Here is a 24,041-nt window from a genome sequence, read left to right on the forward strand (position 1 = left end):
AAACAACATGAGCGAGACCAACAAGGCCGGCACCGCCGCCGTATGGGCGGGCGAGGAGCACCTCTTCGCCGAGGGCGCGATCTGCCTGCCCGTCTTCAACTCGGTGACCTTCGGCTACGACGACATGAACGAATGGTTCGACGTCGCGCTGGGCCGCAAGAAGGGCCACATCTACTCGCGCAACACCAACCCGACCGTGCGCCCGCTCGAGGAGAAGATCCGCATCCTTGACGGCGCCGAGGAAGCCACCAGCTTCTCGACCGGCATGGCTGCGATCAGCAACACGCTGTTCACGCTGCTGAGCCCTGGCGAACGCGTGGTCGCGATCAAGGACACCTACGGCGGCTCGAACAAGATCTTCATCGAGTTCCTGCCGAAGATGAAGGTCGACGTATGCCTGTGCGACACCAGCGACTTCGCCATCATCGAGGCCGAGGTGAAGAAGGGCTGCAAGGTGCTCTACCTCGAGACGCCGACCAACCCGACGCTGAAGGTCGTCGACATCGAGCGCCTGTCGAAGGTCGCGCACCAGCACGGCGCGGTGGTGGTGGTCGACAACACCTTCGCCACGCCGATCAACCAGCGCCCGATCGAACTCGGCGCCGATCTCGTCGTGTATAGCGCGACCAAGTTCCTCAACGGCCACTCCGACGTGATGGGCGGGCTCGTCACCGGCAAGAAGGAACTCGTGGACCGCATCTTCCACTACCGCGAGATCACCGGCGCGACGCTGCACCCGCACTCGGCCTACATGATCCTGCGCGGCATGAAGACGCTGGAACTGCGCATCGAGCGCCACAACCAGAACGCGATGCGCGTGGCGACCTACCTGTCGCAGCACCCCAAGGTCGAGCAGGTGTACTACCCAGGCCTCGAGACCCATCTCAACCACGCCATCGCCAAGAAGCAAATGGACGGCTTCGGCGGCATGCTGAGCTTCTCGCTCAAGGGCGGCTTCGACAAGGTCGTCACCGTGCTCGAGAACCTCAAGTACGCGCACAAGGCCGCGAGCCTGGGCTCGGTCGGAACCCTGGTAGGCCCCCCGCGCACCACCAGCCACGTCGAGCTCACCGAGCAGGAGCGTGCCAACGCCGGCATCCCCGAGAGCCTCATCCGCTACTCGGCCGGCATCGAGAACGGCGACGACCTGATCGCCGACCTGGAGCAGGCGCTCGCCAAGATCTGATCCGCCCCCACCCCGGCAGCATCCGGCGCGGCGTCCCACGGGGCGCCGCGCCCACAAGGAGCCCCCAATATGAGCCAGATTGTTGAAGTGAAGGTGCCGGACATCGGCGATTTCGTTTCTGTCCCGGTGATCGAGTTGTTCGTGAAGGCCGGCGACACCATCAAGGTCGACGACGCGATCTGCACGCTCGAATCGGACAAGGCGACGATGGACGTGCCGTCATCGGCCGCTGGCATTGTCACCGAAGTGCTCGTGAAGGTCGGTGACAAGGTCGGCGAAGGCGCCGTGCTGCTGAAGGTGGAAGCTGCAGGTGCGGCCGCTGCGGCAACCCCCGCCGCCGCGCCGGCTCCGGCTGCTGCGCCTGTGGCGGCCCCGGCCGCCGCGAGCCACGCCGGTGGTGCCGACATCGAGTGCGACATGCTCGTGCTTGGCGCCGGCCCCGGCGGCTACTCGGCCGCGTTCCGCTCGGCCGACCTCGGTCTCAAGACCGTCATCGTCGAGCGCTACGCGACGCTGGGCGGTGTGTGCCTGAACGTCGGCTGCATCCCGTCGAAGGCGCTGCTGCACGTCGCCGCCGTGATGGACGAAGCCGAGCACATGTCGGCCGCCGGCATCACCTTCGCGAAGCCGACCGTCGATATCGACGCGCTGCGTGCCCACAAGGACAAGGTTGTCGGCAAGCTCACCGGCGGTCTCGCCGGCATGGCCAAGGGCCGCAAGGTCGACGTCGTGCGCGGATACGGCAGCTTCCTCGACCCGAACCACGTCGAAGTCGAAGTCACGATCGGCGACGGTCAGGACAAGACCGGCGAGAAGAAGGTCATCAAGTTCAAGCAGTGCATCATTGCCGCCGGTTCGGCCGCAGTGCACCTGCCCTTCATCCCGCGCGACCCGCGCATCGTCGACTCCACCGGCGCACTGGAACTCCGCCAGGTGCCGGCGAAGATGCTGGTCATCGGCGGCGGCATCATCGGCCTCGAGATGGCGACCGTGTATTCGACCCTCGGCACCCGTGTCGACGTCGTCGAAATGCTCGACGCCCTGATGCAGGGCCCGGACCGCGACGCCGTGAAGGTGTGGGAGAAGCAGAACGCCCACCGCTTCGACAGCATCATGCTCAAGACCAAAACCGTCGCCGTCGAGGCGAAGGACGACGGCCTGTGGGTCACCTTCGAAGGCGAGAAGGCTCCGGGCGGACCGCAGCGCTACGACATGATCCTGCAGGCCGCCGGCCGCAGCCCCAACGGCAAGAAGATCGGTGCCGAGAAGGCCGGCGTCGTCGTCACCGACCGCGGCTTCATCCCGGTCGATGCGCAGATGCGCACCAACGTGCCGAACATCTTCGCCATCGGCGACATCGTCGGCAACCCGATGCTCGCGCACAAGGCGGTGCATGAGGCGCACGTCGCGGCCGAAGTCGCGGCCGGCGAGAAGTCGGCGTTCGACGCCACCGTGATCCCGGGCGTCGCCTACACCCATCCGGAAGTGGCCTGGGTCGGCTACACGGAAGAACAGGCGAAGAAGGAAGGCCGCAAGGTCGAGACCGCGAAGTTCCCGTGGGCCGCATCGGGCCGCGCGATCGCCAACGGCGCCGACTACGGCTTCACCAAGCTGATCTTCGACGCCGAAACGCACCGCGTCATTGGCGGCGCGATCGTCGGCCCCTCGGCCGGCGACATGATCGGCGAAGTCTGCCTCGCCATCGAGATGGGCGCAGACGCGGTGGATATCGGCAAGACCATCCACCCGCACCCGACGCTGGGCGAGACGGTCGGCATGGCCGCGGAAGTCGCGCACGGCAGCTGCACCGACGTGCCGCCTGCACGCCGCCGCTAAGGCGCTAAAACCTTGCGTCCGAGTACGCCCGATCGAGTGTCCTAGGTCATTCGATCGGGCGTACCAGCCCCCTACACTGCATTACACGAACCGATCGCGCGAGCGGCTCGCCCCGCATCGCGACGCCCCTGCTCACACCAAAGGAACCGCGCCATGACACACAATCCGCCGCCCACGAACATGAATTTCGGCGCCGACAGCGACGCCGGCGAGACCCTCGACTGGCTCGACAGCCTCGCCGAAGTCGTCGAGCGCGACGGATTCGGTCGTGCCGAGTACCTCGTCGACCGCCTCATCGAGGCCGGCCGCCGCGCGGGAGGGCGCTTCCACACCCGCCACACGACGCCCTACCGCAACACCATCGCCGTCGAGGCGCAGCCGCAGTACCCGGGCGACCTCGACCTCGAGGCGCGCATCACCGCGATCCACCGCTGGAACGCGCTGGCCATGGTGTCGCGCGCGAACAAGACCCACCCCGAACTGGGCGGCCACATCGCGACCTATGCGTCGATCGCCGACCTCTTCGAAGTGGGCTTCCACCACTTCTTTCGCGCGCGCAGCGAGGCGCACCCCGGCGACCTGGTCTACTTCCAGCCGCATGCTGCGCCCGGCGTGTATGCGCGCGCCTTCCTCGAAGGGCGCCTGAGCGAGGACCGGCTCAACCATTTCCGCCGCGAAGTCTCCGGCGGCATCGGCCGCGGCCTGTCGTCCTATCCGCACCCCACGCTGATGCCGGATTTCTGGCAGTTCCCGACCGGCTCGATGGGACTGGGCCTCCTCAGCGCGATCTACCAGGCACGCTTCCAGCGCTACCAGCAGCACCGCAGCATCGCGCCGCAGAGCGACCGCCGCGTGTGGGCCTTCGTCGGGGACGGCGAGATGGACGAGCCCGAATCGCTCGCCGGCATCTCGCTCGCCGCGCGCGAGCAGCTCGACAACCTGGTCCTCGTCATCAACTGCAACCTGCAGCGTCTGGACGGCCCGGTGCGCGGCAACGGCAACGTCGTGCAGGAGTTCGAGACGCTGTTCGCCGGCGCCGGCTGGAACGTCGTGAAGTGCCTGTGGGGCTCGAACTGGGACGTGCTGTTCGCGCGCGACCGCGACGGCTGGATCCTCAAGCGCATGGCCGAGGCCGTGGACGGCGAATTCCAGAAGCTCTCGGCGACCGACGGCCACTACAACCGCGAGCACTTCTTCTCGCGCTACCCCGAACTCGCCGCGCTGGTCGCCAACATGTCGGACCACGACATCGACGCCCTGAAGCGCGGCGGCCACGACCCGATCAAGATTTACGCCGCCTACGCCGCGGCGGTCGCGCACAAGGGCCAGCCCACGGTGATCCTCGCGCAGACCACCAAAGGCTACGGCATGGGCGCCTCGGGCCAGGGCGCGAACAGCGCGCATCAGACCAAGAAGCTCGCGCGCAAAGACCTCGAAAGCTTCCGCGAGCGCTTCGAGCTGCCACTGACCGACCAGGACCTCGACGAACTCAACTACTACCACCCCGGCGAGGACAGCCGCGAGCTGCGCTACCTGCAGGAACGCCGCGCCGCGCTGGGCGGCTATGTGCCGGCGCGCAACCGCGATGCGAAGCCGATCGCGCTCGCGCAGCCCGAGCTCTACGATGCCTTCCACGGCGACTCGGCCGGGCGGGAAGTGTCGACGACGATGAGCTTCGTGCGCCTGCTCGGCAAACTCATGGCCGACAAGCAGCTTGGACGCCGCGTCGTGCCGGTGGTCGCCGACGAGGCGCGCACCTTCGGCATGCAGGCGATGTTCCGCCAGTTCGGCATCTACTCGCCGTGGGGCCAGCGCTACACGCCACAGGACTCCGACCAGCTCGCCTTCTACCGCGAGGATGTGAAGGGCCAGATCCTCGAGGAAGGCATCTCGGAGGCCGGATCGATGGCCTCGTGGATCGCGGCCGGCACCGCCTACTCGCATAGCGACGAGCCAATGCTGCCGTGCTACATCTTCTACTCGATGTTCGGCTTCCAGCGCGTCGCCGACCTGATCTGGAACGCCGCCGACTCGCAGGCGCGAGGCTTTCTGCTGGGCGCGACCGCCGGCCGCACGACGCTCTCGGGCGAAGGCCTGCAGCACGAGGACGGGCAGAGCCACGTCTATGCTGCGACGATCCCGACCTGCCGCGCCTACGATCCCGCCTACGGTTTTGAAGTCGCGGTGATCGTCGAGGACGGCGTGCGCCGCATGATGAGCGAGGGCGACAACGGCTTCTACTACATCACCCTCTACAACGAGAACTACGCCCACCCGGCGATGCCGGCCGGGGCCGAGGAAGGCATTCGCCGCGGTCTCTACCTGCTGCGCGCAAGCGCGCTCGAAGGCAAGCCGCGCGTGCAGCTCGTGGGCAGCGGCACGATCCTGCGCGAAGTGCTCGCCGCGGCCGAGCGGCTGGAAGCCGAGTTCGGCGTCGCCGCCGACGTGTGGAGCGCGACGAGCTTCGGCGAGCTGCGCAAGGACGGCCTCGCCTGCGAGCGCTGGAATCTGCTGCACCCGGAAGAGGCCCCGCGCGAGCCCTGGGTCGCGCAGCAACTCGCGGGCCGCGGCCCGGTCGTCGCCGCGAGCGACTTCATGCGCGCCTATCCGGACCTGATCCGCAACTGGGTCCCCGCGCGCTACACCGTGCTCGGCACCGACGGCTTCGGCCGCTCCGACACGCGCGTCGCACTGCGCGACTTCTTCGAGGTCGACGCCCGCTACGTCACGCTCGCCGCGCTGCGCAGCCTCGTCGCCGACGGCGCGCTGCCGGCCGCGACGCTCGACGGCCTCGTCGCGCGCCTTGGCATCGCCGCCGACAAACCCAGCCCGCTCGCGATCTGAACGCGGCGCCCGGAAAGAACAATCGAGGTGAACAGATGACCCGACTCATAGACGTGACCGTGCCGGACATCGGCGACTACAAGGACGTGCCGGTGATCGAGCTGCTCGTGCAGCCCGGCGACCACATCACCGCCGACGATCCCATTCTTACGCTCGAATCGGACAAGGCGACGATGGACGTGCCCGCGCCGGTGGCCGGCATCGTCCGCGAGCTGCTCGCGAAGGTCGGCGACCGCGTGTCGCAGGGCAGCCTGGTGATGAAGATCGAAACCGCCGAGGGTGGCACGGCGGCAGCTGCTGCGGAAGCCGCGCAGGCTGCGCCGCCCGCGCCCGTCGCTGTCCCGATGGCGGCCGCTCCTGCGGCACCGCCCCCACCGCCCGCGGCTGAACCGTCGGCGCCCGCCGCCCTCCCGCCCGCCCTGCCGCTCGGCGGCAAGGTGCACGCCAGCCCCTCGGTGCGCGGCTACGCGCGCGAGCTGGGCGTGGACCTCGCCCAGGTGCGCGCGAGCGGAGCCAAGGGCCGCATCACCCGCGAGGACATCACGGCACACGTGAAGGCCGCGATGAGCTCCGGCAGCGTGCCCGGCAAGACCCCGGCCGCGGCGCCGGGCAACGGGCTCGACCTGCTGCCCTGGCCCAAGATCGACTTCGCGAAGTTCGGCCCGATCGAAACCCAGCCGCTGTCGCGCATCAAGAAGATCTCCGGCGCGAACCTCTCGCGCAACGCGGTCGTGATCCCCCACGTCACCAACTTCGACGAGGCCGACATCACCGATCTGGAAGCCTTCCGCGTCGCCCTCAACAAGGAGAACGACAAGAGCGGCAGGAAGCTCACGATGCTCGCCTTCCTGATCAAGGCCTGCGTCTCGGCGCTGCGCAAGTTCCCCGAGTTCAACGCCAGCCTCGACGGCGACAATCTGGTGCTGAAGAAGTACTTCCACGTCGCCTTCGCCGCCGACACACCCAACGGGCTGGTCGTGCCGGTGATCCGCGACGCGGATCGCAAGGGCCTCTACGAGATCGCCGCGGAGGCCGCCGAGCTCGCGAAGAAGGCGCGCGACGGCAAGCTCGGCTCCGCCGACATGAGCGGCGGCTGCTTCACGGTCTCCAGCCTGGGCGGCATCGGCGGCACCGCCTTCACACCGATCATCAATGCCCCCGAGGTCGCCATCCTCGGCGTCACCAAGGCCCAGACGAAGCCGCTGTGGGACGGCCAGCAGTTCGTGCCGCGCCTGATCCTGCCGCTGTGCCTGTCGTGGGATCACCGCGTCGTCGACGGCGTGCTCGCCGCACGCTTCCTGGTGCATCTGCAGAACATGCTGGGGGATTTCCGGCGCATCAGCCTCGAAGGCTGAGATCCTCGGCACCGCATTGGAAGGGCGGACACCCCCGCTACGAGGTGTCCGCCCTTCGCCGTCTATGACGCTCGCCGACGCGGGTGGATTGGCGGTATTCGGCAGCCCTATCCGGGTTGGCCGCGACTCCCCTCATCCCAGCCGTTCAACGATCCCGGCCATCTTGCGATTCCCGTGCGGATCAGCCTCGTCGCGCAGGCCCGCGACGACCCCGGCCCGGTCGGCCTCGCTCCTGTTCTGGCTCATCTTGAACTTGCCCTCCAGGCGCGCGATGGGAATCTCGATGCCGACGATGGCCTTCATCTGCGCCGCGATGTAATCGGCCGGCGCGTCGCTGACCGCCCAAGGCACGGGCCGCCGATGCTCGTGGAACCCGGTCAGGTCGTCGAGTTGTCGGCGCAGCCAGGCAGCGTCCTCGATCGCCGTCGGCTTGCCCCAGGCGTGGACGGTGGCGTAGTTCCAGGTCGGAACGGCCTTGTGCGTGTCGGCCTTGCTCGGATACCACGACGGGGTGACATAGCCCTGCACGCCCCCAAAAACGACCAGGCATTCGTCGACGCGGGTTAGCTCTTGCCAGTGCGGATTCGCCCGCGCGAGGTGGGCGCGCAGCACGCCAAACTCCCCCTCGTCCGGGTAGACCAAGAAGGGCAGCGGCGACGCCTGCAGGCCGCCCTCGCCGTGCGTGACCAGCAGGCCGAGCGGATTCGCCTCGATCAGCGCATGCAGGCGAACGGTGGCGTCTTCTCTGAAGCTGGAGGGCGTATACATGGGACAAGCCTTTCTCGATTCGCACGGGTTCCGAGCATACCGCGATGGCTGCGGTGCCCAAGCGGATCTCGTGCCGGGGCTGCCGCCCCTTACTCCTTTCTCACGTCACGGCGGCCGCAGACCGCCCAGCGACGCGCCAGCCGGCGAGCGTGTGTCCGAGCAGCGCAAGCAGCACCACCATCCCCCCGAACAGCACCCGAGCGCCTGGCGCCTCGCCGAGCAGCCACCACACCCATAGCGGGCCGAGCACGACCTCCAGCAGCAGGAGCAACCCGACCTCGGCGGCACCGATGCGCCGCGGCCCGAGTTGCACGAGCATGAAGCCCAGCGGCAGCAGCACCAGCGCCATTGCCGCGAGCGCGGCAAGCTCGCCGCCGTCGAGGCGCGGCGTGCCACCCAGCGCGAACGCTGCGAGCGAGGCCAGCAGCGCCCCTGGCAGCAGAGCCGGACTCATGTCGACGAGCGGGCGGCTGCGCGCGAGCGCAAGATTGGCGGCGAACAGAGTGGCCGCCGCGAGCGCCAGCAGGTTGCCCGGCAGGCTCGCGCCCGGAGCATCGTCGGAGACGATCAGCACGATGCCGGCGACGCACACGAGAATCGCCGCAAGGTCGCGGCGCGACAGGCGCTCGCCGAGCCAGGCCCAGGCGATGAGCCCGGCGACCAAGGGCGAGACGCTGTAGATCAGCAAGGTGCTCGCCGCACCGGCGAGGTTCATCGCCGTGACGTAGCACATCGTGCTCGCCGCGTAGCTCAGCGCGCAGCCCGCGCCAGTCCAGCCGCAGCGCGCGAGCACTCGCGGCAGCGCGGTACGATAGCGCAGCCCGAGCAGCACCCCGAGGCCTGCCGCCATCATCAAGGCGCGCCATGCGAGGACGTGCAGCGCATCGGCACTCACCCAGCGCAGCACGAGCGCATCGGGCGACATCAGCAGCACGCCCGCTGCGGTCATCAACAAGCCCTTCTGCCGTTCCTCCACGACGCTCTCCTTGTCGTTGCGCGAGGGTCCACAAAATGCGCCGCCACGGCAATCGCGGCGGCGCTGAGGGCGACACGCGCAATCAGAACGCGTACTTCGCCGCGGCTTGGAAGCGCAGCGCGCGCGCCGATTCGCCGTCCTGCGTCTCCTTGGCCGCGCGCGAGACCTCGAACGCCAGCGTGACTGGCTCGGACAGCTTATAGAAGTGGCTGAAGTGGATGCTCTCGAGCTTGCGCGTCGAGGTCGGGAACAAGGCCTCGGGGCGATCGCCGCGCACCTGGCCGTAGGACAGCGAGGAGCTGAACCGGCTGGTCCAGTCGTGCGTGAGCGCGACGTTGAATCCGCGCGCGCGGATCGTCTCGAGCGAGCCGTCGGCCTTGATGTAGGCCGCGCCGATACCCGCCGATCCGTCGGACTCGCCGCTCGCGGAATACACGTAGCGGCCGACGCCGTCACCCCAGATCACGCCACCCATCAGCCGCGTCGCCGCACCGAGGGCAACGTTGCCGGCAAGCATCAGGCCGTAGCCGGTCACCGCATCGTCGTTCGCGCCGTCGTCATAGGCGAGGCGGCGCAGCACCGCGCCGGCCTCGAGTGCCGCCTTGTCGCCGCTCCAGCTGTAGCGCGCCGTCAGATCCGGCGCCGTATCCTTCGCGTCGGCGAAGCCCGTGCCTTCCGGGTTCTCGGCCGAGAACGACAGGCTGCCCGCACCGAGCGGCAGCGTATAGCGCAGCTGGGCCTGGCGCAGAAAGCTGACGCCGACCGGCCCATCAAAGTCGACGGTCGCCGGATAGGCCGCGAAGTGCATGAAGTTCGACCAAGTCTGGCCCGCGAGCACGCCGCCCAGCTCGCCGTAGGCGTGGCGGATGCGGAAGTTGCGCGAGTTGGAGAACAGCTCGTTGCCGCCGGCGCCGAAGAAGTCGGCTTCGAGGTGGGTACGTAGCGACCCCATGTCGGTCGCGGTCGTAGTCTTCACGAACAGGCGCGACTCGCGCGCGTGCATTCGGAAATGGCCGTCCTTGGAACTGCCGCTGGTGGACAATCCGTCGACGAAGAGCGTGTCGCCCAGATCCTGGTCGCGGTCATAGATCGCATCGAGCTTGAGGTAGCCGCCGATCTGCACCGAGGTCTTCGAGCCCGGCAGCTTGAAGCTGCCGGGAGTGTCGCCGCCAGTGACGACATTGCCCGCCTTCAGGGCCGCCTCCCCTTCGCGGCCGGATTTCTCGATTTGGTCGATGCGCGCCTGCAGGCGATTGAGTTGCTCGCGCAGCGCCTCGATCGAATTGTCCTGCGCGAACGCGGGGCTCACTGCCAGTGCGGCGGCAACGCCGGCAAGTACATGTTTCATCGTCTGCCTCACTCCACTGTTTGAAATTGCGACGCCCTTCTCACGGGGCGCCATCAGGAGACAGGCGCACACATCCATGCCACTTAAAAACGTGGTTTTCAAACCTAATAGGAGGTGTGCTGCCGTCGTGAGCAAGACTACGAAGGCTGCAGCGGGAATCGAAATATCCTAGTACGCGATATTTCTTTGCACTGGCGTAGGAGCCTTGGCATTCGGATGGCAAATGCGAGAGGCTAACCAGCTCGCGCCCCGCCTGCGCCCTTAGGGACTCGGCAGCCTTTCCCGGCCCCGGCAGGATTGTCTCTCTGGCGGACAACCCGATTTTGGAGCGCCGCCCCTACCCTCATTCGATTGACATTACCACCGGTACGTATTGATGGCTGATCGAACTGTGGAGCGAGCGGCGCGCTTTCAACTTTCCCCTTCTCGGCCAATGCCGACCTTGTGTGCCTTGCCAGACTCGGGCGGCAATGCGTCGGTCACCTGCCGTTGAGCTGTGAAACAACGTGAATGGCAGCTTACCGAACCGGTGAGCTCACGCTGTTCGCGCTGCAAGACGACGCCAGCGTCAGCCCGTTTCTCAGCGCGATGAAACTGGACACCGCCATCGCACGTGGTCGCACCCAGCTTGATGCCTTGCTCACTGGCCGCGAGCCGGGCGCTTCATAGCCCGACCGTGAAATCTCGCCCAATGCGGCACGCGAGGCGGAATCCGTGTAGCGTATTCCCCCACTCCGATTGAGTTCGCGCCGCCGTCATGGATCCGATTCGCAGCTACCACGAACGCTCCAAACACCACCTCCACCGCTACGCGCCCGGCCCTGGCAATCTCGACTGGGACACGCAGCCCGATCCCTTTCGTCGCTTCGACGGCGCCCCGCAGCTCGATCTGCCCCTGCTAAAGGACGAACTGCCGGTGCGCTGGGACGACCTGTTCGCCCCAAGCGGTCGGTCATCGCAGGCGATGACCGTGGAGAATCTGGCGCAGCTGCTGCAACTGTCGCTCGGTTTGTCGGCCTGGAAGTCCTACGGCGGAAATCGCTGGGCCCTGCGCTGCAACCCGTCCAGCGGCAACCTCCACCCGACCGAGGGCTACCTTGTCTGTCCGGATCTGCCTGGACTCCCCGCCGGCGTCTATCACTACCGCCCCGACCGGCATGGCCTCGAACAGCGCGCGGCGGCACCGCTCACGTTTTCGGGTGGCGTGCTGGTGGCGCTCACTGGCATCCACTGGCGCGAAGCCTGGAAATACGGCATGCGCGCATTCCGCTACTGCCAGCACGATTGCGGCCACGCCCTTGCTGCGCTCGCCTACGCCGCAGCGATCTTCGGCTGGCCCACGCGCCTGATGACCGAATGGAGCGACGACGACATCACCACCCTCACCGGCCTCGACCGAACCGAGAATTTTTCCGTCGCCGAGGCGGAAGCGCCGGAAGCCCTGCTGTGGATCGGCCCCGGCGCGGCACCCGATCCGGCAAGCGTGCGCGCGATGCTCGCCAACGCCCACTGGGCGGGGCATGCCAACGCGCTCAGCCCGGCACATCGCGACTGGCCCGACATCCCGATGGTGGCGGCGGCCACCCGCAAGGCGGCACGCATGGCCGCCCCGGTCATCGCACTGGCGCCCTTGCCACCATTGGCGCCGGCGTCCAGCGCCGCAGTCACCAGGCTGATTCGCGAACGCCGTTCCGCCCAGGCCTTCGACGGCATCACCACGATCAGCGCACAGCGCTTCTATCGCATGCTCGACGCCTTGCTCCCTCGCGCGGCGATTCCGCCCTGGACAGTGCTGGACGAAACCCCCTGCGTGCATCCTGTGCTCTTCGTGCATCGTGTCGATGGCCTCGACCCCGGCATCTACTGCCTGCCCCGGGCACCCGGCGCGCTCGCCGACCTGCGCGCCGCCATGCGCGAAGACTGGCTCTGGGCAAGCGTTCCGGGCTGCCCCGAACACCTGCCCTTATACCTGCTGGTACCGTTGGACGCTCGCAACTTTGCGACCACCGCCTCCTGCCATCAGGACATCGCCGCCGATTCGGCATTTAGCCTCGGCATGCTGGCCCGTTTCGACGACATCGACGCCGCCCACCCGTGGCTTTACCGCCAGCGATTCTGGGAGGCCGGCATGCTCGGCCAAGTGCTTTATCTCGAAGCCGAAGCGGCCGGCGTCCAAGGTACCGGCATCGGCTGTTACTTCGACGACGCAGTGCACGAGGCACTCGGACTCAACACCGAGCGCTTTCAGGATCTCTACCACTTCACGGTTGGCAAGGCCCTCGTCGACGGGCGACTGAGCAGTGTGTCCGGTTATGCGTTTCTTGAGCGAGACGCCACGCCCTAAACGCGACGACGGTACCCCATCGCCCTCGTTTCAGCCTCAATCCGTTGCCGGCAGCGACAGCAGGTCGGCCAATGCCGCCCTTGAGCTCGCGGGCAGTGTTGGTCCGCAATGATTCGGTCACCTGCCGTTGAGCCTTGAGAAGGTTCGAACGGCGGCTTCGCTAACCGCCGAACGCGAACTCTCGGCCCCAAGCAGTCATCCGGATTTCCCTGAAGCTGCCGTTCGGGCATGCTGAGCTTCCGTTAGTTTCGCTACCACGAAGCTGCCGTTCGTGATCTGACGCACCCGGCCAGAACCGGACAGTCATCATTCCGACACTGGCGCTGATAGAACGACAACTTATTCTGAAACCGGCCAGACAACCTCGTCACGTTACTTGATCCGACGGGGCGCCCCCCTCGGGTACCTGTAATCCGCCCTGCTATTGATGTTAAGTAAGTGCCCTAAGACAGCCCACAATGCTTTTCTTTGCATTTACTGATTGATTCCAATGGTATATTATGCATGCGCCTGCAGCAGCTACCCAAGGCGCCTATCTGACCGGGAGACTAATGCTGTACCGCTTTCAGAGAGTCGCCCCCGCCTCAACGTCCTCGCCGCATCACGTTGATCACGGGTAGCCTGAATGTATCGGCGTTGCTTGCAGCAATATCCAGTGAAAGATGCTTTGGAGCGCAAATTGACAATCACTCGGCGCCTACTGCAGGCACTCGCTTTGAAGGGGCACCCGAATATAAATCCGCTGCCTTGTTGGATAACACTAATTTTCCTATCGATTTTATATTCATACCTCCTGAGCCCACTGCTCACTTATTACGTGAGAGGCGTTCCACCAAAGGAAGCATTAGAGATTCTTGACGGAACTTGGAGGCAAGAAGGCGAAGTGCGCTCAGGAAAGAGCAGGCTGTTGGCGCCTCATTACTTTATTGATGGAGGGTTTGGTTCACGACAAGTACATTGCGGATTCAAAACCCAACTCATACTTTGCGGATTCCCCTTCTCGCCGCGTCTGACGACGGGCGACCACGTACGGGTATACTTCAACAGCTCCTTCGGTGTACTCGCATACGAGTTTCTTGATAGCCCGGCAAGAGACGGAATGTCCTACGACACAGGCGTTTATATGTACGCGAGGCCGGAAGGGTTGGTTCGCCATAATCGCGGCGCACATATTTTTCTCCCATTGCTTATATTGGCCTACGCATTTTTAGTATTGATGTGCTGGCAGGAAAAAAAAGAGAAGCTTGATAGCATAGATAATAGCGACAAGGCCTTGCCGAGCAACTAGAAGACGCGAACCCGAGCGCGTATCCGACGCACCGCCACCGCATGGCGACAACAATGCCTATGGCAGGTCAGCCGAGAAGGTTTCAGGCTGGCGTGATAGGCCGACTAACTCAAAAAACTGCCGTTAGGAGCCAAGTCAACGAATGTCTCCTGTGGGTCGGATGGCGACCAACAACTCTTTTGATTCATCACCGGAAAGCCGCCGTACCGGTCCTGTCCGATCACGGTACTAGCGCGTCTAGCTCCGGAAGCATGACCACGCTTTCCTGCGCGGTTGGCTCATTACGGACGCCAATAAAGACGGCCGGCGTTTTGCCGCGATTAACAGCAATATGCGGGACCTTGGCCGGGATAAATAGGTAGTCACCTGGATGCGCAAGCGCCCTGTGTTCAAGTCGATCCCCGGTGAACAACTCTACTTCCTCGCCGCTGAGTAAATAGAACGCAGATTCGTGGAACTCATGGAGATGCGCCCGCGTTCGGCCCTCCGGTGGAATCGTGACCATACCGAGAAAGACAGCCGTGGAGCCAACCGTCTCTGCACTAATCCCTGGTGCGTACACAGACCCTTGTTTGCTCATGTAACTATCTGAGCCACGGACGACGCTACCCACATTCTTTGCGGCGGTAGTGCGCATGCTTAGTCTCCTGGAAGAGCTTACGGGAATGCCGTCTCAGCTACCCGCCGCGGCCACCCGCATTCTATTGATCCAAGAGTTTGGCGGCGGGCGGAGCGTCAACGGCCCGACGGTCCAGAAATGTGCGACAAGGATCCCCGTCGGGCTATTGTTCTCAGCATAGACGAGCGCCTCCGGCAGACAATTGAAATGTAACGGTCACCGGCCAGTTGTGGCCGATACGTCCCTCCCCGGGGTGTCACCCAGAAGCGGCCGCCCGACGATCGAAAGGCTTTCGGCGCGCGGTCGCCGTCACGGTCAGATCTCGATCTGCTCTGAGATCTCTAAGGCATCATCGACCTCGATGCCAAGGTACCGGACTGTCGACTCCAGTTTGGAGTGGCCTAGCAGGAGTTGGACGGCCCGCAGGTTCCTCGTCCGCTTGTAGATCAGCGTCACCTTCCTCCGGCGCATCGAATGCGTCCCGTAGGCGGCAGGATCCAGACCCGCCGCCATCACCCATTGTTCGACGATCCTTGCGTACTGCCGGGTGTATACATGCGGCGAGTCATGCAGACGGCTTGGAAACAGGAAGTCCTCCGGCTTCAGCGTTGCCGTTTCGATCCACTTCGCCACCGTGGTTCGCGTCGGCTCCGTCAGCTCGAACTGAACCGGCCTCTGCGTCTTTCTCTGGATGACCGCGGTGCGCGACAGTACTTGATTCCCGTGCGTGACGTCCCGAACTCGCAGGGCGACGAGGTCGCATCCCCGCAGCTTGCTGTCGATGACCAGATTGAACATCGCAAGATCGCGAACATGGTGGGCGTTCTGCAGGTGAATGCGGATCGCCCATATGTCCCTGGGTTTCAGGCGCGCCTTCTGCCCCACCAGTTTTCCCTTGTTCTAGGGTTGACGATGCTCGTAGGATTCCATTTCAGACTCCTTGACTGTTGATCGGAATCTGATTGAAGACCGCCGAGCATCAGACCGCTCACAGGGACGGACGGTCAACTCGTGCTGTCGGCCAGAAGCGGCCATGGCGCTTCATATGGAATATTCATTGGAGCGCTCGCGAGACACCCATTGACGATGCCCCACGATGTTCGATGATCCGGCGGTCGCGTGAGCTTTATGGGAAGCCAGCACAAGTGCCTATTGTCAGTAGCGTGCCGGATCCGTTCACACCTGTAAGGAGTTTCTGCAGTGGACATTCCACGAATCTTCAACATCACGGAAAGTGCTCACCGCATCCATAATCCGTTCACCCCCGAAAAGCTTGCCACTCTCGGTGCGGCGTTGCGCCTGGAATCCGGCGCCCGTGTCCTCGACCTTGGCAGCGGTTCCGGCGAGATGCTGTGCACCTGGGCGCGCGATCACGGAATCACCGGCACCGGTATCGACCTGAGCCAGTTGTTCACCGAGCAAGCCAAACTTCGCGCGAAAGAACTCGGCGTCGCCGATCGGGTGGAGTTAATCCACGGTGACGCTGCAGGATACATCGCCGGCGAAAAGGCCGATGTGGCAGCCTGCCTCGGTGCCACGTGGATCGGCGGGGGAGTCGCCGGCACCATCGAACTCCTGGCGGAGAGCCTCCGGACCGGAGGGTTCATCCTCATCGGCGAGCCGTACTGGCTGCAGTTGCCGCCAACGGACGACGTTGCCCAAGGATGCCTTGCCGGATCGACGTCCGACTTTCTCACGCTTCCAAAACTTCTCGCGTCTTTCCGCGACCTTGGCTACGACGTCGTCGAAATGGTTCTGGCAGACCAAGACGGCTGGGACAGGTACGAGGCCGCCAAGTGGCTCACCATGCGCCGATGGCTCGAAGCAAATCCCGACGACGACCTCGCGGCAGATGTTCGAGCCAAGCTGACCTCGGAACCCGAACGCTACGCCACGTTCACCCGTGAATACCTGGGCTTGGGCGTATTCGTGTTGATGGCGCGGTAATTTCTTCGATTCTATCAACGTCGCATTAGTGACTGAGGTGGCGCGGGATCATTCTGGCGGCGGCTTTGGAGCAAGACGCACAGGCGCTTCGGCTCGAACCGAGACCTCTGGAGGATGACAGAACTGCTATTTCGACGAATTCTGGCCGAACGGTGGGTTTCGGTACAACCCGACCGCGGAGTCCCGGCCATGACCTGCTGGACACCCATCAGGGCTGCCGTTCAAGCGACAGCTCCACTCTGGAACCCGCCGGACAGCCTACGCGAGCTGACCTGCCGCTAGGGTATGTTGCCGTCAAGGACAGCAACATGTCAGTGAGCGGTCGTAGCACGAAAGTTGACTGCTACGTCCGCTCCGAAGTCCGCTCTACAGCCGGAATGGACCTTAGCTGCCTTTCGGGAAGCGAGAAACCTTCCGTTCAATGTTTGAGCCAACCAGTGGCACAGCCGCCGGCGCCACGATTTTCGTTACGCTTGACGAGTATCGACGTCGTACGGCAGACTAGGGCTGCATGCATGGAAGCGCGTCGTAACCATCAGCTCCGCTGAGAGGTGTCCTAGCCAGCAACATGACGTCTGCATGCACCCGAGGGGTTCAACCTGAGTTTTGCAAGGTGGCCGTTGAACTCATCCGCCCGATGGGCTGGTCTCGTACCATACTCCGAGACCAGCACGAAGCCAGGAAGAACGGCAGCGGACACAGCGACCGAGATTTGCGAGTCGAATTTGACTCGTGCTCGATGGGTTTTCTGAGATCAGAAAACCGGCTGTGTCACGACCTTTTGAAAAGGAAACTGCCGTATGAATCCAGCCACGACATCGTCTGCCAGCTCAGGCGAGATGTGCCCAGGCGAAATTGCCCTTCGTCGACTGTTTGAAAATGACAAACTGTTTCCGACGAAGGCGGAATGCCAACAGATTGCTGCTCTTTGTGCGGCTGACCCTGAAAACGGTCCAGTCATCGCACACGGCGCTCGTCACATCGCAAGCAAGCTGTGCCAACATGCCCATTCAGCCAACCGGCAAGCTGGAATCCTGCTGCTGAAGGAACTCGCGAAATGCGGCGATCCCTACGCTTTGTTGGAGCAGGCAAGGGCCTGCTGGAACGAAGGGCCGCTGAAAAACCATCAGCACGCGATGGATTTGATTGAGAAGGTGATTGGGCGCCCTTGGCCGGAATGGCCAGTTTACGTACGCGCAAGGGTTGCATTGGGCGAAGCATTTCGGCTCAGGGGACTGCTGCTGCTGCGGGGTGAAAAGGTGAGGCGCAATCCGAGTGAAGCCCTCAACTCGTTTAAATTTGCGGCTGACAAATACCACGATGGCGAAGCTGCGTGGCTGGCTGCGCAGTTCCACACACGCAGCGCAACAGGTGACTTTGCCAATCACGCTAAGCCGCATGCGAAAGCATACGAGTGGTACATGAATCGCGCCGCGCAACAAGGCTACGTCCCCGACTGTTCTCGAAGCGGCCAACAGGTGCGGCCATGACAGAAGATCCCAGAGACCGGTTGCACCAGGTGCCATTGCGTTTGGTAACGGCTGAAAATATTACGCAAACAGCCGCCGTTGCAACGGAGGAAAATGCGCAGCGGGAGTGCCACATCTGCGGTGCATCACACAACCCAGTGCATAATCCGCTGCTGCCCGTTATGGGCTTTCACCCTGCGGATGACAGAGAGGAGTATGTGCACCTTGCATGCGCCCGCGGTTGCTCCCGATATGGGTTCTGCTGGTGCTGCGAAGCCAACCACGAGCCCAAAGTTTTCATGTCCGAAGCGATCAACGACGCCGGGGAATGTGAAGATCACGCTGGCGAGTCACAACCGGACTATCCTGTCGCTGACCGTGATTCCTACCTGGAGTACCTGCGAGATCACGAGTAACACGTGATGCGTAAAGCTTCTGGCAATGGCAGGCGTCGCTCGATGCGGTGCCTGCCGTGTTGGAGCGCATGAGGAAAATGAAGCAAGTGGGCTGCTGCCGGTTTCACGGACATCGACAGAAGCTTTTCGAGCGTTCTCGAACTCTGCCGGCCTGACATAGCCGAGCGTTGAGTGACCTAGCGTGGGATTGTAGAAGCACTCGATGTGATCGAACACGTCAGCTCGTGCCTGCTCACGCGAACGATTGACTTTTATTGCCGACGGCACCAGTTGGGACCGGATCGACCTGCTATGCAGCGGACTGCTGACGGCTACCAGCAGCAATCCGCTGTAAGGCATTTCGGTCGCGACTTGGGCGAAATCAAGCCCGCTGGCAACGAAATCGGAGGCTCGTTGTATGAAAGTTGAAGAGCTGATACGGGCGCTGCAGGCATTCCCGCCTGACCACCGAGTAGTCGTGGAGTGCAATGTCGGTTACGCGGACATTGCGGCTCGCGAGATCGCAATCGCCGCTAACCACCGCAGTTCGAAGTGCGACGACCGCGGTCCATTATCCTGTGGGGTGCACGCCAAGCCCGACCGCATTTTTGACCAGATCGAGGCCACAGAGACAGCAGTCCTGATCGGTCGTCATCATTCATGAGCTGGACCGTCAGTGCGAAGGGTAATGAGATTCGTGTAACCGTCGTTCAAGCTGAGTCACGCGAAGACGAGCTAAGCAAGGAGGGGGCGCAGAGGATAAGGAGGTTGAATCTACGCCAGCCCTTAATATATCTCGAAAACCGCGCACGCGTTGCGCCGTTGTAGCTCCGATCTTGGATCAAAAGGGGCACTGAGGTGAGCATGGAACTGAGAAAACAGAGCACGCCCCTTCAGTGTGCGGCCGAAGGCTGCAATATGCCAGCATGGAAGCGCTTAGAAGGAGTGCCGATGTGCTTGCAACACTACAGGGTCCGGCTCTTTCAAAACGTGACAACTGTCGACGAGAAACCCGGGGCGATTCAGTTGCCGGAACAAGGGATGACCCGCTAAATATGAAACAAAACGGAACCCATAGGTTCCGTTTTGGACTAAGGCCGCTTCGGACAGTTACTTGCCCTGCAACAAACTGGGCCAGTCATCAGGGCGCAAGAATGCGAGGATATTTAAGATCGATCCCGGTTCCACCGGATATAGCCCGCCGTACTGTCTGTCCGGCTTAGACATCGCGATCGCTGCGATGCTGGGCCAGGGGCCTAAGCGATACAGGCCATCAACGAAAGCGTCTAGACTGGCAATGTCACCACAGGCTTTCCAGTCCTCGTAGTCTAGAAGAACAGTACCGGCGTAGTCGTTATCCGAGCCGAAGTCGCAGGTCACATTGATCCGTCGAGCCAAACGCTTGCTCAAGGAGCGAAGCGGGTCGCATTCATCGCAATACAATTCGTAAAGGATGCCGCAAATAGGGCCCTCGTCATCAACGGTAAGCTCGTCGTTATAGCTGCTGATTGCGCCTTTGACGGCGTTCCAGTCAATGCCGATTGCGGCCGGAACCGGGTAGCGAAGCCCCGAGAGTAGTCCATTCTCCCTCAGGCTCGCGTACTTATTGAAGCCATGAAACTTAGCAATCAGCTCAAGGCTACGCTGATGACCAAGCTTGATGCCAGTAGCGTTAGCCGAGGACTTAAGCTCGTCTGCAAGAGACTTATAGAGAGGGGGATAGTACGTGTTTTCCATGATCAATCCTTAGTTGCAATGATTTGGTTTCAACAATCGCACTATCGGGCGGCGATTAAACAACAGCGCAAAACCATGCAATAAGCATTGACTGCGTAACACAACTGCGTGAAAGGATTTCAACCCGCCGCCAGGTTCGGCTCCAGTAACCACGTGCTTATTAAATATGGCATGAACATCAGAAAGAGGCAAGGCCGTTCTACAATTCCCCGGGTTCGGTGGAGAGATTCGGTCCTGAACGTCAGCTCAAGCCTGCGCCGGGCCGCCAGTTTTTCGGACGGGAACTGCTCGATCCTGATTCCTGCCGTCGAAGCAACGGGGACACGAATGACGGCATCGGGTCGGCCGTTCCAATTCGCAGGATTAAGAAGCAGTCGTTCGCCGTCGCCTAACGATCGAACGGCGGGTGACTGGCCATTGCTGCCTGACTTCGCCCGTCAGGCCAGCGTCAGGTCAGGCCGAGTTGCCGGCACTGACCCGCAACAGCCGATCACCCAGCCCTCTGACGTAGAAGTGAAAACGCCCGGACGAGCCGGGCGTTTTCATGAAGCAATCCAGTTTTCGACTTTATTGACCAGTTTTCGACTTTAATGACGAGTTTTCGACTTTAATTGTCAGGAACAAGAGTCGGTGATGCCATTGTCATATCACTCCACCGTGACCGATTTTGCGAGATTACGCGGCTTATCCACATCGGTGCCCTTCACCAGGGCCGCATGGTAGGACAGCAGCTGTAGCGGTACGACGTGCAGGACCGGCGACAGCATGCCGTAGTGCTCGGGCATCTGCAGGATATGCACCCCTTCGCTTTGCGGGATCTCGCTGCCGGCGTCGGCGAACACGTACAGCTCGCCACCGCGCGCGCGCACTTCCTGCAGGTTCGACTTGAGCTTCTCCAGCAGTTCGTCGGCGGGAGCCACCGCGATCACCGGCATGTCCTTGTCGACGAGCGCCAGCGGGCCGTGTTTCAGTTCGCCCGCCGCGTAGGCTTCGGCGTGGATGTAGGAGATTTCCTTGAGCTTCAGCGCGCCTTCCATCGCGATCGGCCAATGCTGGCCACGACCGAGGAACAGCGCGTGCTGCTTGCCGGCAAAGCGCTGCGCCCAGTGCTCGATCTCAGGCTCAAGATCGAGCACCTTCCGCACGGCGACCGGCAGATGGCGCAGTGCCGTGAGATAACGCGCCTCGTCTGCTTCCGGCAGGCGGCCGGCAAGCTTCGCGAGCGACAGGGTCAGCAGCGCCAGGGCCGCGAGCTGCGTCGTGAAGGCCTTGGTCGAGGCGACGCCGATCTCCGGGCCGGCGCGCGTGATGAAGCGCAGCGCGGCCTCGCGCACGATAGCCGACTCGGGCACGTTGCAGATCGCCAGCGTGCGCGCCATGCCCTGCGCCTTGGCATGCTTGAGCGCGGCGAGCGTGTCGGCGGTCTCGCCCGACTGCGAGATGACGACCACCAGCGTATCCGGATTCGCGACCGATTCGCGGTAACGATATTCGCTCGCGATCTCGACGCTGCACGGCACCTTCGCGATCGCCTCGATCCAGTAACGCGCGACGAGGCCGGCGTGGTAGCTCGTGCCGCACGCGAGCACCAGCACGCGCCCGACCCCGCCCAGCAGCTCGGGCGCCTGGGTGCCGAAGAGCTGCGGCGTCACCGAGCCGCCGCCGGCGATGATCTCGAGCGTGTTCGCCAGCGCCTGCGGCTGCTCGAAGATCTCCTTCTGCATGTAGTGGCGGTACTGGCCCAGTTCGACCGCGTCGGCGGACAGGCTGGACACATGCGTCGCGCGCTCGACGGGCGTGCCGTCGGGGCGCGCGATGCGGTAGCCGTCGAGGCGCAGCTCGGCGATGTCGCCATCCTCGAGGTAAATCACCTTGCGCGTGACCTGCAGCAGCGCTGCCGTATCGGAAGCCGCGTACATGCCGTCCTCGCCCACGCCCAGCAACAGCGGCGCGCCGTGGCGCGACACGATCGCGCGCGAGCGGTCGCTCTCGCTGATCACGCCGATCGCGTAGGCGCCGACGAGCTCGCCCGTGGCCAGCCGCACCGCCTCGAAGAGGTCCGGCTGCACCGCGAGCTTGCTGTGGATGAGGTGGGCGATCGCCTCGGTGTCGGTCTCCGAGACGAATTCGTAGCCTAGGGCCATCAGGCGCTGCTTGATGGCTTCGAAGTTCTCGATGATGCCGTTATGCACCACGGCGAGCCCCGCCGACACGTGCGGGTGCGCGTTGCGCTCGGACGGCACGCCGTGCGTCGCCCAGCGCGTGTGCGCAATGCCGATACCGGCATCGAGCTTCTGTTCGTCGGCACGCGCCGCGAGTTCGGCGACGCGGCCGGCCGCGCGCACGCGCTGCAGACCGCCGTTGAGCACGGCCAGGCCGGCGGAGTCGTAGCCGCGGTATTCGAGCTTGCGCAGGCCTTCGAGGAGGACGGGGACGACGTTCTTCGTCGCGATGGCAGTGACGATGCCGCACATGGTGTTTTCTCCGGCTTACTTCTTCTTCACCGGCCGCTTCCAGCCGGCGATGGTGATCTGCTTGGCCCGCGACACGGTGAGCTGCTCCGGCGGGGCATCCTTGGTCAGTGTGGTGCCGGCACCGAGCGTCGCGCCGCGGCCGACGCGCACCGGCGCGACGAGTTGCGTGTCGGAGCCGATGAACACGTCGTCCTCGATGATGGTGCGGAACTTGTTGGCGCCGTCGTAATTGCAGGTGATCGTGCCGGCACCGATGTTCACGCGCTGGCCGACGTCCGCGTCGCCGACATAGGCGAGATGATTGGCCTTCGAGTGATCGGCGATCGCGCTGTTCTTGACCTCGACGAAGTTGCCCAGATGCACGTCGTCGCCCAGCGTCGTGCCGGGGCGCGTGCGCGCGTACGGACCGATCACGCATTCGCGTCCGGTGACGGTGTCCTCGATGTGCGAGAACGGCGCGACGCGAGTGCCCGCGCCGATGCGCGCATTGCGGATCACGCAGTTCGCACCGATGCGCACGTCGTCGCCGAGCTCCACACGCCCCTCGAACACGCAGCCGACGTCGATCTCGACGTCGCGGCCGCACTCGAGTTCGCCGCGCACGTCGATGCGTGCCGGGTCGAGCACCGTGACGCCCGCGTCCATCAGGCCCTGGGCGATATTGCGCTGGTGGATGCGCTCCAGTTCCGCGAGCTGGGGCTTGCTGTTCACGCCCAGCGTTTCCCACACCGCGTCCGGCTTCACCGTGACGATGTCGACGCCCTCGGCAACCGCCAGGCCGATGATGTCGGTCAGGTAGTACTCGCCTTGGGCGTTGTCGTTGCCGATGCACCCGAGCCAGTCACGCAGGCGTGCGACCGGCGCGACGAGGATGCCGGTGTTGACCTCGCGCACGCGGCGCTGCTCGGCGCTGGCGTCCTTCTCCTCGACGATCCGCGTGACCTTGCCGTCGGCGTCGCGCAGGATGCGTCCGTAGCCGGTGGGGTTGTCGAGTTCCACGGTCAGCAGTGCGAGCTTGCCGCTGCCGGCTGCCGCCCGCAGGCGACGCAGCGTCGGCGCGCCGATCAGCGGCACGTCGCCGTACAGCACCAGCGCCATCTCGCCGTCGCTGAGTTCCGGAAGCGCCTGCTGCACCGCGTGCCCCGTGCCGAGCTGCGGCTCCTGCCGCGCCCAGCGCAGCGCCGCGTCCTGCAGGCGCTCGCGCACGACCTCGCCGCCGTGTCCAAACACGACGCAGATGCGCGAAGCGTCCAGCGCCCGGGCGGCCCCGATCACATGCGCCAGCATCGGTCGCCCCGCGATCGGCTGCAGCACCTTGGGCAATACCGAACGCATGCGCTTGCCCTGCCCGGCCGCGAGAATCACTACTTCCATGAAAGCCTCGTCCCTGTTCGAACAGGGCGCGATTTTAGCATGCGGCCCGGGTCGCCCCCGTGCCGCACCCAGCGCTGTCGC

General features: G+C 64.0%; 19 protein-coding genes. 11 read left to right on the top strand and 8 right to left on the bottom strand.

Going from position 1 to position 24,041, the window contains the following annotated elements; all coding sequences use genetic code 11:
- Window positions 1-7: 7 nt before the first annotated feature.
- The 4 genes from ToN1_RS10290 to aceF all read left to right on the top strand — a co-directional run bounded on the left by ToN1_RS10290 (window position 8) and on the right by aceF (window position 7,221).
- A complete protein-coding gene (locus ToN1_RS10290; protein ID WP_169206861.1) occupies window positions 8-1,186 on the top strand; it encodes a cystathionine gamma-synthase family protein in 1,179 nt (392 codons plus the stop codon).
- Between the two features lie 69 nt (window positions 1,187-1,255).
- Complete coding sequence (lpdA, locus tag ToN1_RS10295; protein WP_210148086.1) at window positions 1,256-3,022, top strand: dihydrolipoyl dehydrogenase; 1,767 nt, start codon at window positions 1,256-1,258, stop codon at window positions 3,020-3,022.
- Window positions 3,023-3,175: 153 nt separating this feature from the next.
- Window positions 3,176-5,866 (top strand): pyruvate dehydrogenase (acetyl-transferring), homodimeric type, encoded by a 2,691-nt coding sequence (gene aceE / locus ToN1_RS10300; protein WP_210148087.1) that lies wholly within the window; start codon window positions 3,176-3,178, stop codon window positions 5,864-5,866.
- Window positions 5,867-5,901: 35 nt separating this feature from the next.
- Window positions 5,902-7,221: a dihydrolipoyllysine-residue acetyltransferase gene (aceF, locus tag ToN1_RS10305; RefSeq protein ID WP_244861019.1), complete on the top strand. Its 1,320-nt coding sequence runs from the start codon at window positions 5,902-5,904 to the stop codon at window positions 7,219-7,221.
- A 132-nt stretch (window positions 7,222-7,353) separates the two neighbouring features.
- Here the strand turns inward: aceF and ToN1_RS10310 are convergent, their stop codons facing one another.
- The 3 genes from ToN1_RS10310 to ToN1_RS10320 all read right to left on the bottom strand — a co-directional run bounded on the left by ToN1_RS10310 (window position 7,354) and on the right by ToN1_RS10320 (window position 10,313).
- Window positions 7,354-7,989, bottom strand: a complete 636-nt coding sequence (locus tag ToN1_RS10310) for an FMN-binding negative transcriptional regulator (protein ID WP_169207340.1) — start codon at window positions 7,987-7,989, stop codon at window positions 7,354-7,356.
- A gap of 100 nt (window positions 7,990-8,089) precedes the next feature.
- On the bottom strand, window positions 8,090-8,965 hold the full coding sequence (locus tag ToN1_RS10315) for a DMT family transporter (protein ID WP_169207341.1): 876 nt from the start codon (window positions 8,963-8,965) through the stop codon (window positions 8,090-8,092).
- 82 nt (window positions 8,966-9,047) lie between these two features.
- Window positions 9,048-10,313 (bottom strand): DcaP family trimeric outer membrane transporter, encoded by a 1,266-nt coding sequence (locus tag ToN1_RS10320; RefSeq protein WP_169207342.1) that lies wholly within the window; start codon window positions 10,311-10,313, stop codon window positions 9,048-9,050.
- 510 nt (window positions 10,314-10,823) lie between these two features.
- Between ToN1_RS10320 and ToN1_RS10325 the strand changes: the two genes are divergently transcribed.
- The 3 genes from ToN1_RS10325 to ToN1_RS10335 all read left to right on the top strand — a co-directional run bounded on the left by ToN1_RS10325 (window position 10,824) and on the right by ToN1_RS10335 (window position 13,945).
- On the top strand, window positions 10,824-10,982 hold the full coding sequence (locus tag ToN1_RS10325; protein ID WP_169207343.1) for a hypothetical protein: 159 nt from the start codon (window positions 10,824-10,826) through the stop codon (window positions 10,980-10,982).
- Between the two features lie 88 nt (window positions 10,983-11,070).
- Window positions 11,071-12,657, top strand: coding sequence for a SagB/ThcOx family dehydrogenase (locus ToN1_RS10330; protein ID WP_169207344.1), 1,587 nt, complete (start codon window positions 11,071-11,073; stop codon window positions 12,655-12,657).
- Window positions 12,658-13,756: 1,099 nt separating this feature from the next.
- Entirely contained in the window at window positions 13,757-13,945 is a 189-nt protein-coding gene (locus ToN1_RS10335) for a hypothetical protein (RefSeq protein WP_169207345.1), read from the top strand.
- A 220-nt stretch (window positions 13,946-14,165) separates the two neighbouring features.
- Here the strand turns inward: ToN1_RS10335 and ToN1_RS10340 are convergent, their stop codons facing one another.
- Together ToN1_RS10340 and ToN1_RS10345 are read right to left on the bottom strand one after the other, a co-directional pair.
- Window positions 14,166-14,582, bottom strand: a complete 417-nt coding sequence (locus tag ToN1_RS10340) for a cupin domain-containing protein (protein WP_169207346.1) — start codon at window positions 14,580-14,582, stop codon at window positions 14,166-14,168.
- 297 nt (window positions 14,583-14,879) lie between these two features.
- Entirely contained in the window at window positions 14,880-15,449 is a 570-nt protein-coding gene (locus ToN1_RS10345; protein ID WP_244861020.1) for a tyrosine-type recombinase/integrase, read from the bottom strand.
- A gap of 315 nt (window positions 15,450-15,764) precedes the next feature.
- Between ToN1_RS10345 and ToN1_RS10350 the strand changes: the two genes are divergently transcribed.
- The 4 genes from ToN1_RS10350 to ToN1_RS10365 all read left to right on the top strand — a co-directional run bounded on the left by ToN1_RS10350 (window position 15,765) and on the right by ToN1_RS10365 (window position 19,039).
- Window positions 15,765-16,511, top strand: coding sequence for an SAM-dependent methyltransferase (locus ToN1_RS10350; RefSeq protein ID WP_169207347.1), 747 nt, complete (start codon window positions 15,765-15,767; stop codon window positions 16,509-16,511).
- Window positions 16,512-17,311: 800 nt separating this feature from the next.
- Window positions 17,312-18,001, top strand: coding sequence for a hypothetical protein (locus ToN1_RS10355; protein WP_169207348.1), 690 nt, complete (start codon window positions 17,312-17,314; stop codon window positions 17,999-18,001).
- Window positions 17,998-18,396, top strand: coding sequence for a hypothetical protein (locus ToN1_RS10360; protein ID WP_169207349.1), 399 nt, complete (start codon window positions 17,998-18,000; stop codon window positions 18,394-18,396). Before ToN1_RS10355 ends, ToN1_RS10360 begins: the two co-directional genes overlap by 4 nt.
- A gap of 397 nt (window positions 18,397-18,793) precedes the next feature.
- Window positions 18,794-19,039, top strand: a complete 246-nt coding sequence (locus tag ToN1_RS10365; RefSeq protein WP_169207350.1) for a hypothetical protein — start codon at window positions 18,794-18,796, stop codon at window positions 19,037-19,039.
- 446 nt (window positions 19,040-19,485) lie between these two features.
- On the opposite strand, the gene ToN1_RS10370 is transcribed toward ToN1_RS10365, so the two are convergent.
- The 3 genes from ToN1_RS10370 to glmU all read right to left on the bottom strand — a co-directional run bounded on the left by ToN1_RS10370 (window position 19,486) and on the right by glmU (window position 23,960).
- Entirely contained in the window at window positions 19,486-20,112 is a 627-nt protein-coding gene (locus ToN1_RS10370) for a hypothetical protein (RefSeq protein WP_169207351.1), read from the bottom strand.
- 647 nt (window positions 20,113-20,759) lie between these two features.
- Window positions 20,760-22,586 (bottom strand): glutamine--fructose-6-phosphate transaminase (isomerizing), encoded by a 1,827-nt coding sequence (gene glmS, locus ToN1_RS10375; protein WP_169207352.1) that lies wholly within the window; start codon window positions 22,584-22,586, stop codon window positions 20,760-20,762.
- Between the two features lie 15 nt (window positions 22,587-22,601).
- A complete protein-coding gene (glmU, locus tag ToN1_RS10380; protein WP_169207353.1) occupies window positions 22,602-23,960 on the bottom strand; it encodes a bifunctional UDP-N-acetylglucosamine diphosphorylase/glucosamine-1-phosphate N-acetyltransferase GlmU in 1,359 nt (452 codons plus the stop codon).
- Window positions 23,961-24,041 lie beyond the last annotated feature (81 nt).

It is taken from the genome of Aromatoleum petrolei (assembly GCF_017894385.1).
GTDB lineage: Bacteria > Pseudomonadota > Gammaproteobacteria > Burkholderiales > Rhodocyclaceae > Aromatoleum > Aromatoleum petrolei.

Excerpts from the sequence above, each read along its gene's own strand:
- ToN1_RS10290 (WP_169206861.1), top strand. The coding sequence starts at position 8 with ATGAGCGAGACCAACAAGGCCGGCACCGCCGCCGTATGGGCGGGCGAG.
- lpdA (WP_210148086.1), top strand. The coding sequence starts at position 1,256 with ATGAGCCAGATTGTTGAAGTGAAGGTGCCGGACATCGGCGATTTCGTT.
- aceE (WP_210148087.1), top strand. The coding sequence starts at position 3,176 with ATGACACACAATCCGCCGCCCACGAACATGAATTTCGGCGCCGACAGC.
- aceF (WP_244861019.1), top strand. The coding sequence starts at position 5,902 with ATGACCCGACTCATAGACGTGACCGTGCCGGACATCGGCGACTACAAG.
- ToN1_RS10310 (WP_169207340.1), bottom strand. The coding sequence starts at position 7,989 with ATGTATACGCCCTCCAGCTTCAGAGAAGACGCCACCGTTCGCCTGCAT.
- ToN1_RS10320 (WP_169207342.1), bottom strand. The coding sequence starts at position 10,313 with ATGAAACATGTACTTGCCGGCGTTGCCGCCGCACTGGCAGTGAGCCCC.
- ToN1_RS10325 (WP_169207343.1), top strand. The coding sequence starts at position 10,824 with ATGGCAGCTTACCGAACCGGTGAGCTCACGCTGTTCGCGCTGCAAGAC.
- ToN1_RS10330 (WP_169207344.1), top strand. The coding sequence starts at position 11,071 with ATGGATCCGATTCGCAGCTACCACGAACGCTCCAAACACCACCTCCAC.
- ToN1_RS10335 (WP_169207345.1), top strand. The coding sequence starts at position 13,757 with ATGTCCTACGACACAGGCGTTTATATGTACGCGAGGCCGGAAGGGTTG.
- ToN1_RS10340 (WP_169207346.1), bottom strand. The coding sequence starts at position 14,582 with ATGCGCACTACCGCCGCAAAGAATGTGGGTAGCGTCGTCCGTGGCTCA.
- ToN1_RS10355 (WP_169207348.1), top strand. The coding sequence starts at position 17,312 with ATGAATCCAGCCACGACATCGTCTGCCAGCTCAGGCGAGATGTGCCCA.
- ToN1_RS10360 (WP_169207349.1), top strand. The coding sequence starts at position 17,998 with ATGACAGAAGATCCCAGAGACCGGTTGCACCAGGTGCCATTGCGTTTG.
- ToN1_RS10365 (WP_169207350.1), top strand. The coding sequence starts at position 18,794 with ATGAAAGTTGAAGAGCTGATACGGGCGCTGCAGGCATTCCCGCCTGAC.
- ToN1_RS10370 (WP_169207351.1), bottom strand. The coding sequence starts at position 20,112 with ATGGAAAACACGTACTATCCCCCTCTCTATAAGTCTCTTGCAGACGAG.
- glmS (WP_169207352.1), bottom strand. The coding sequence starts at position 22,586 with ATGTGCGGCATCGTCACTGCCATCGCGACGAAGAACGTCGTCCCCGTC.
- glmU (WP_169207353.1), bottom strand. The coding sequence starts at position 23,960 with ATGGAAGTAGTGATTCTCGCGGCCGGGCAGGGCAAGCGCATGCGTTCG.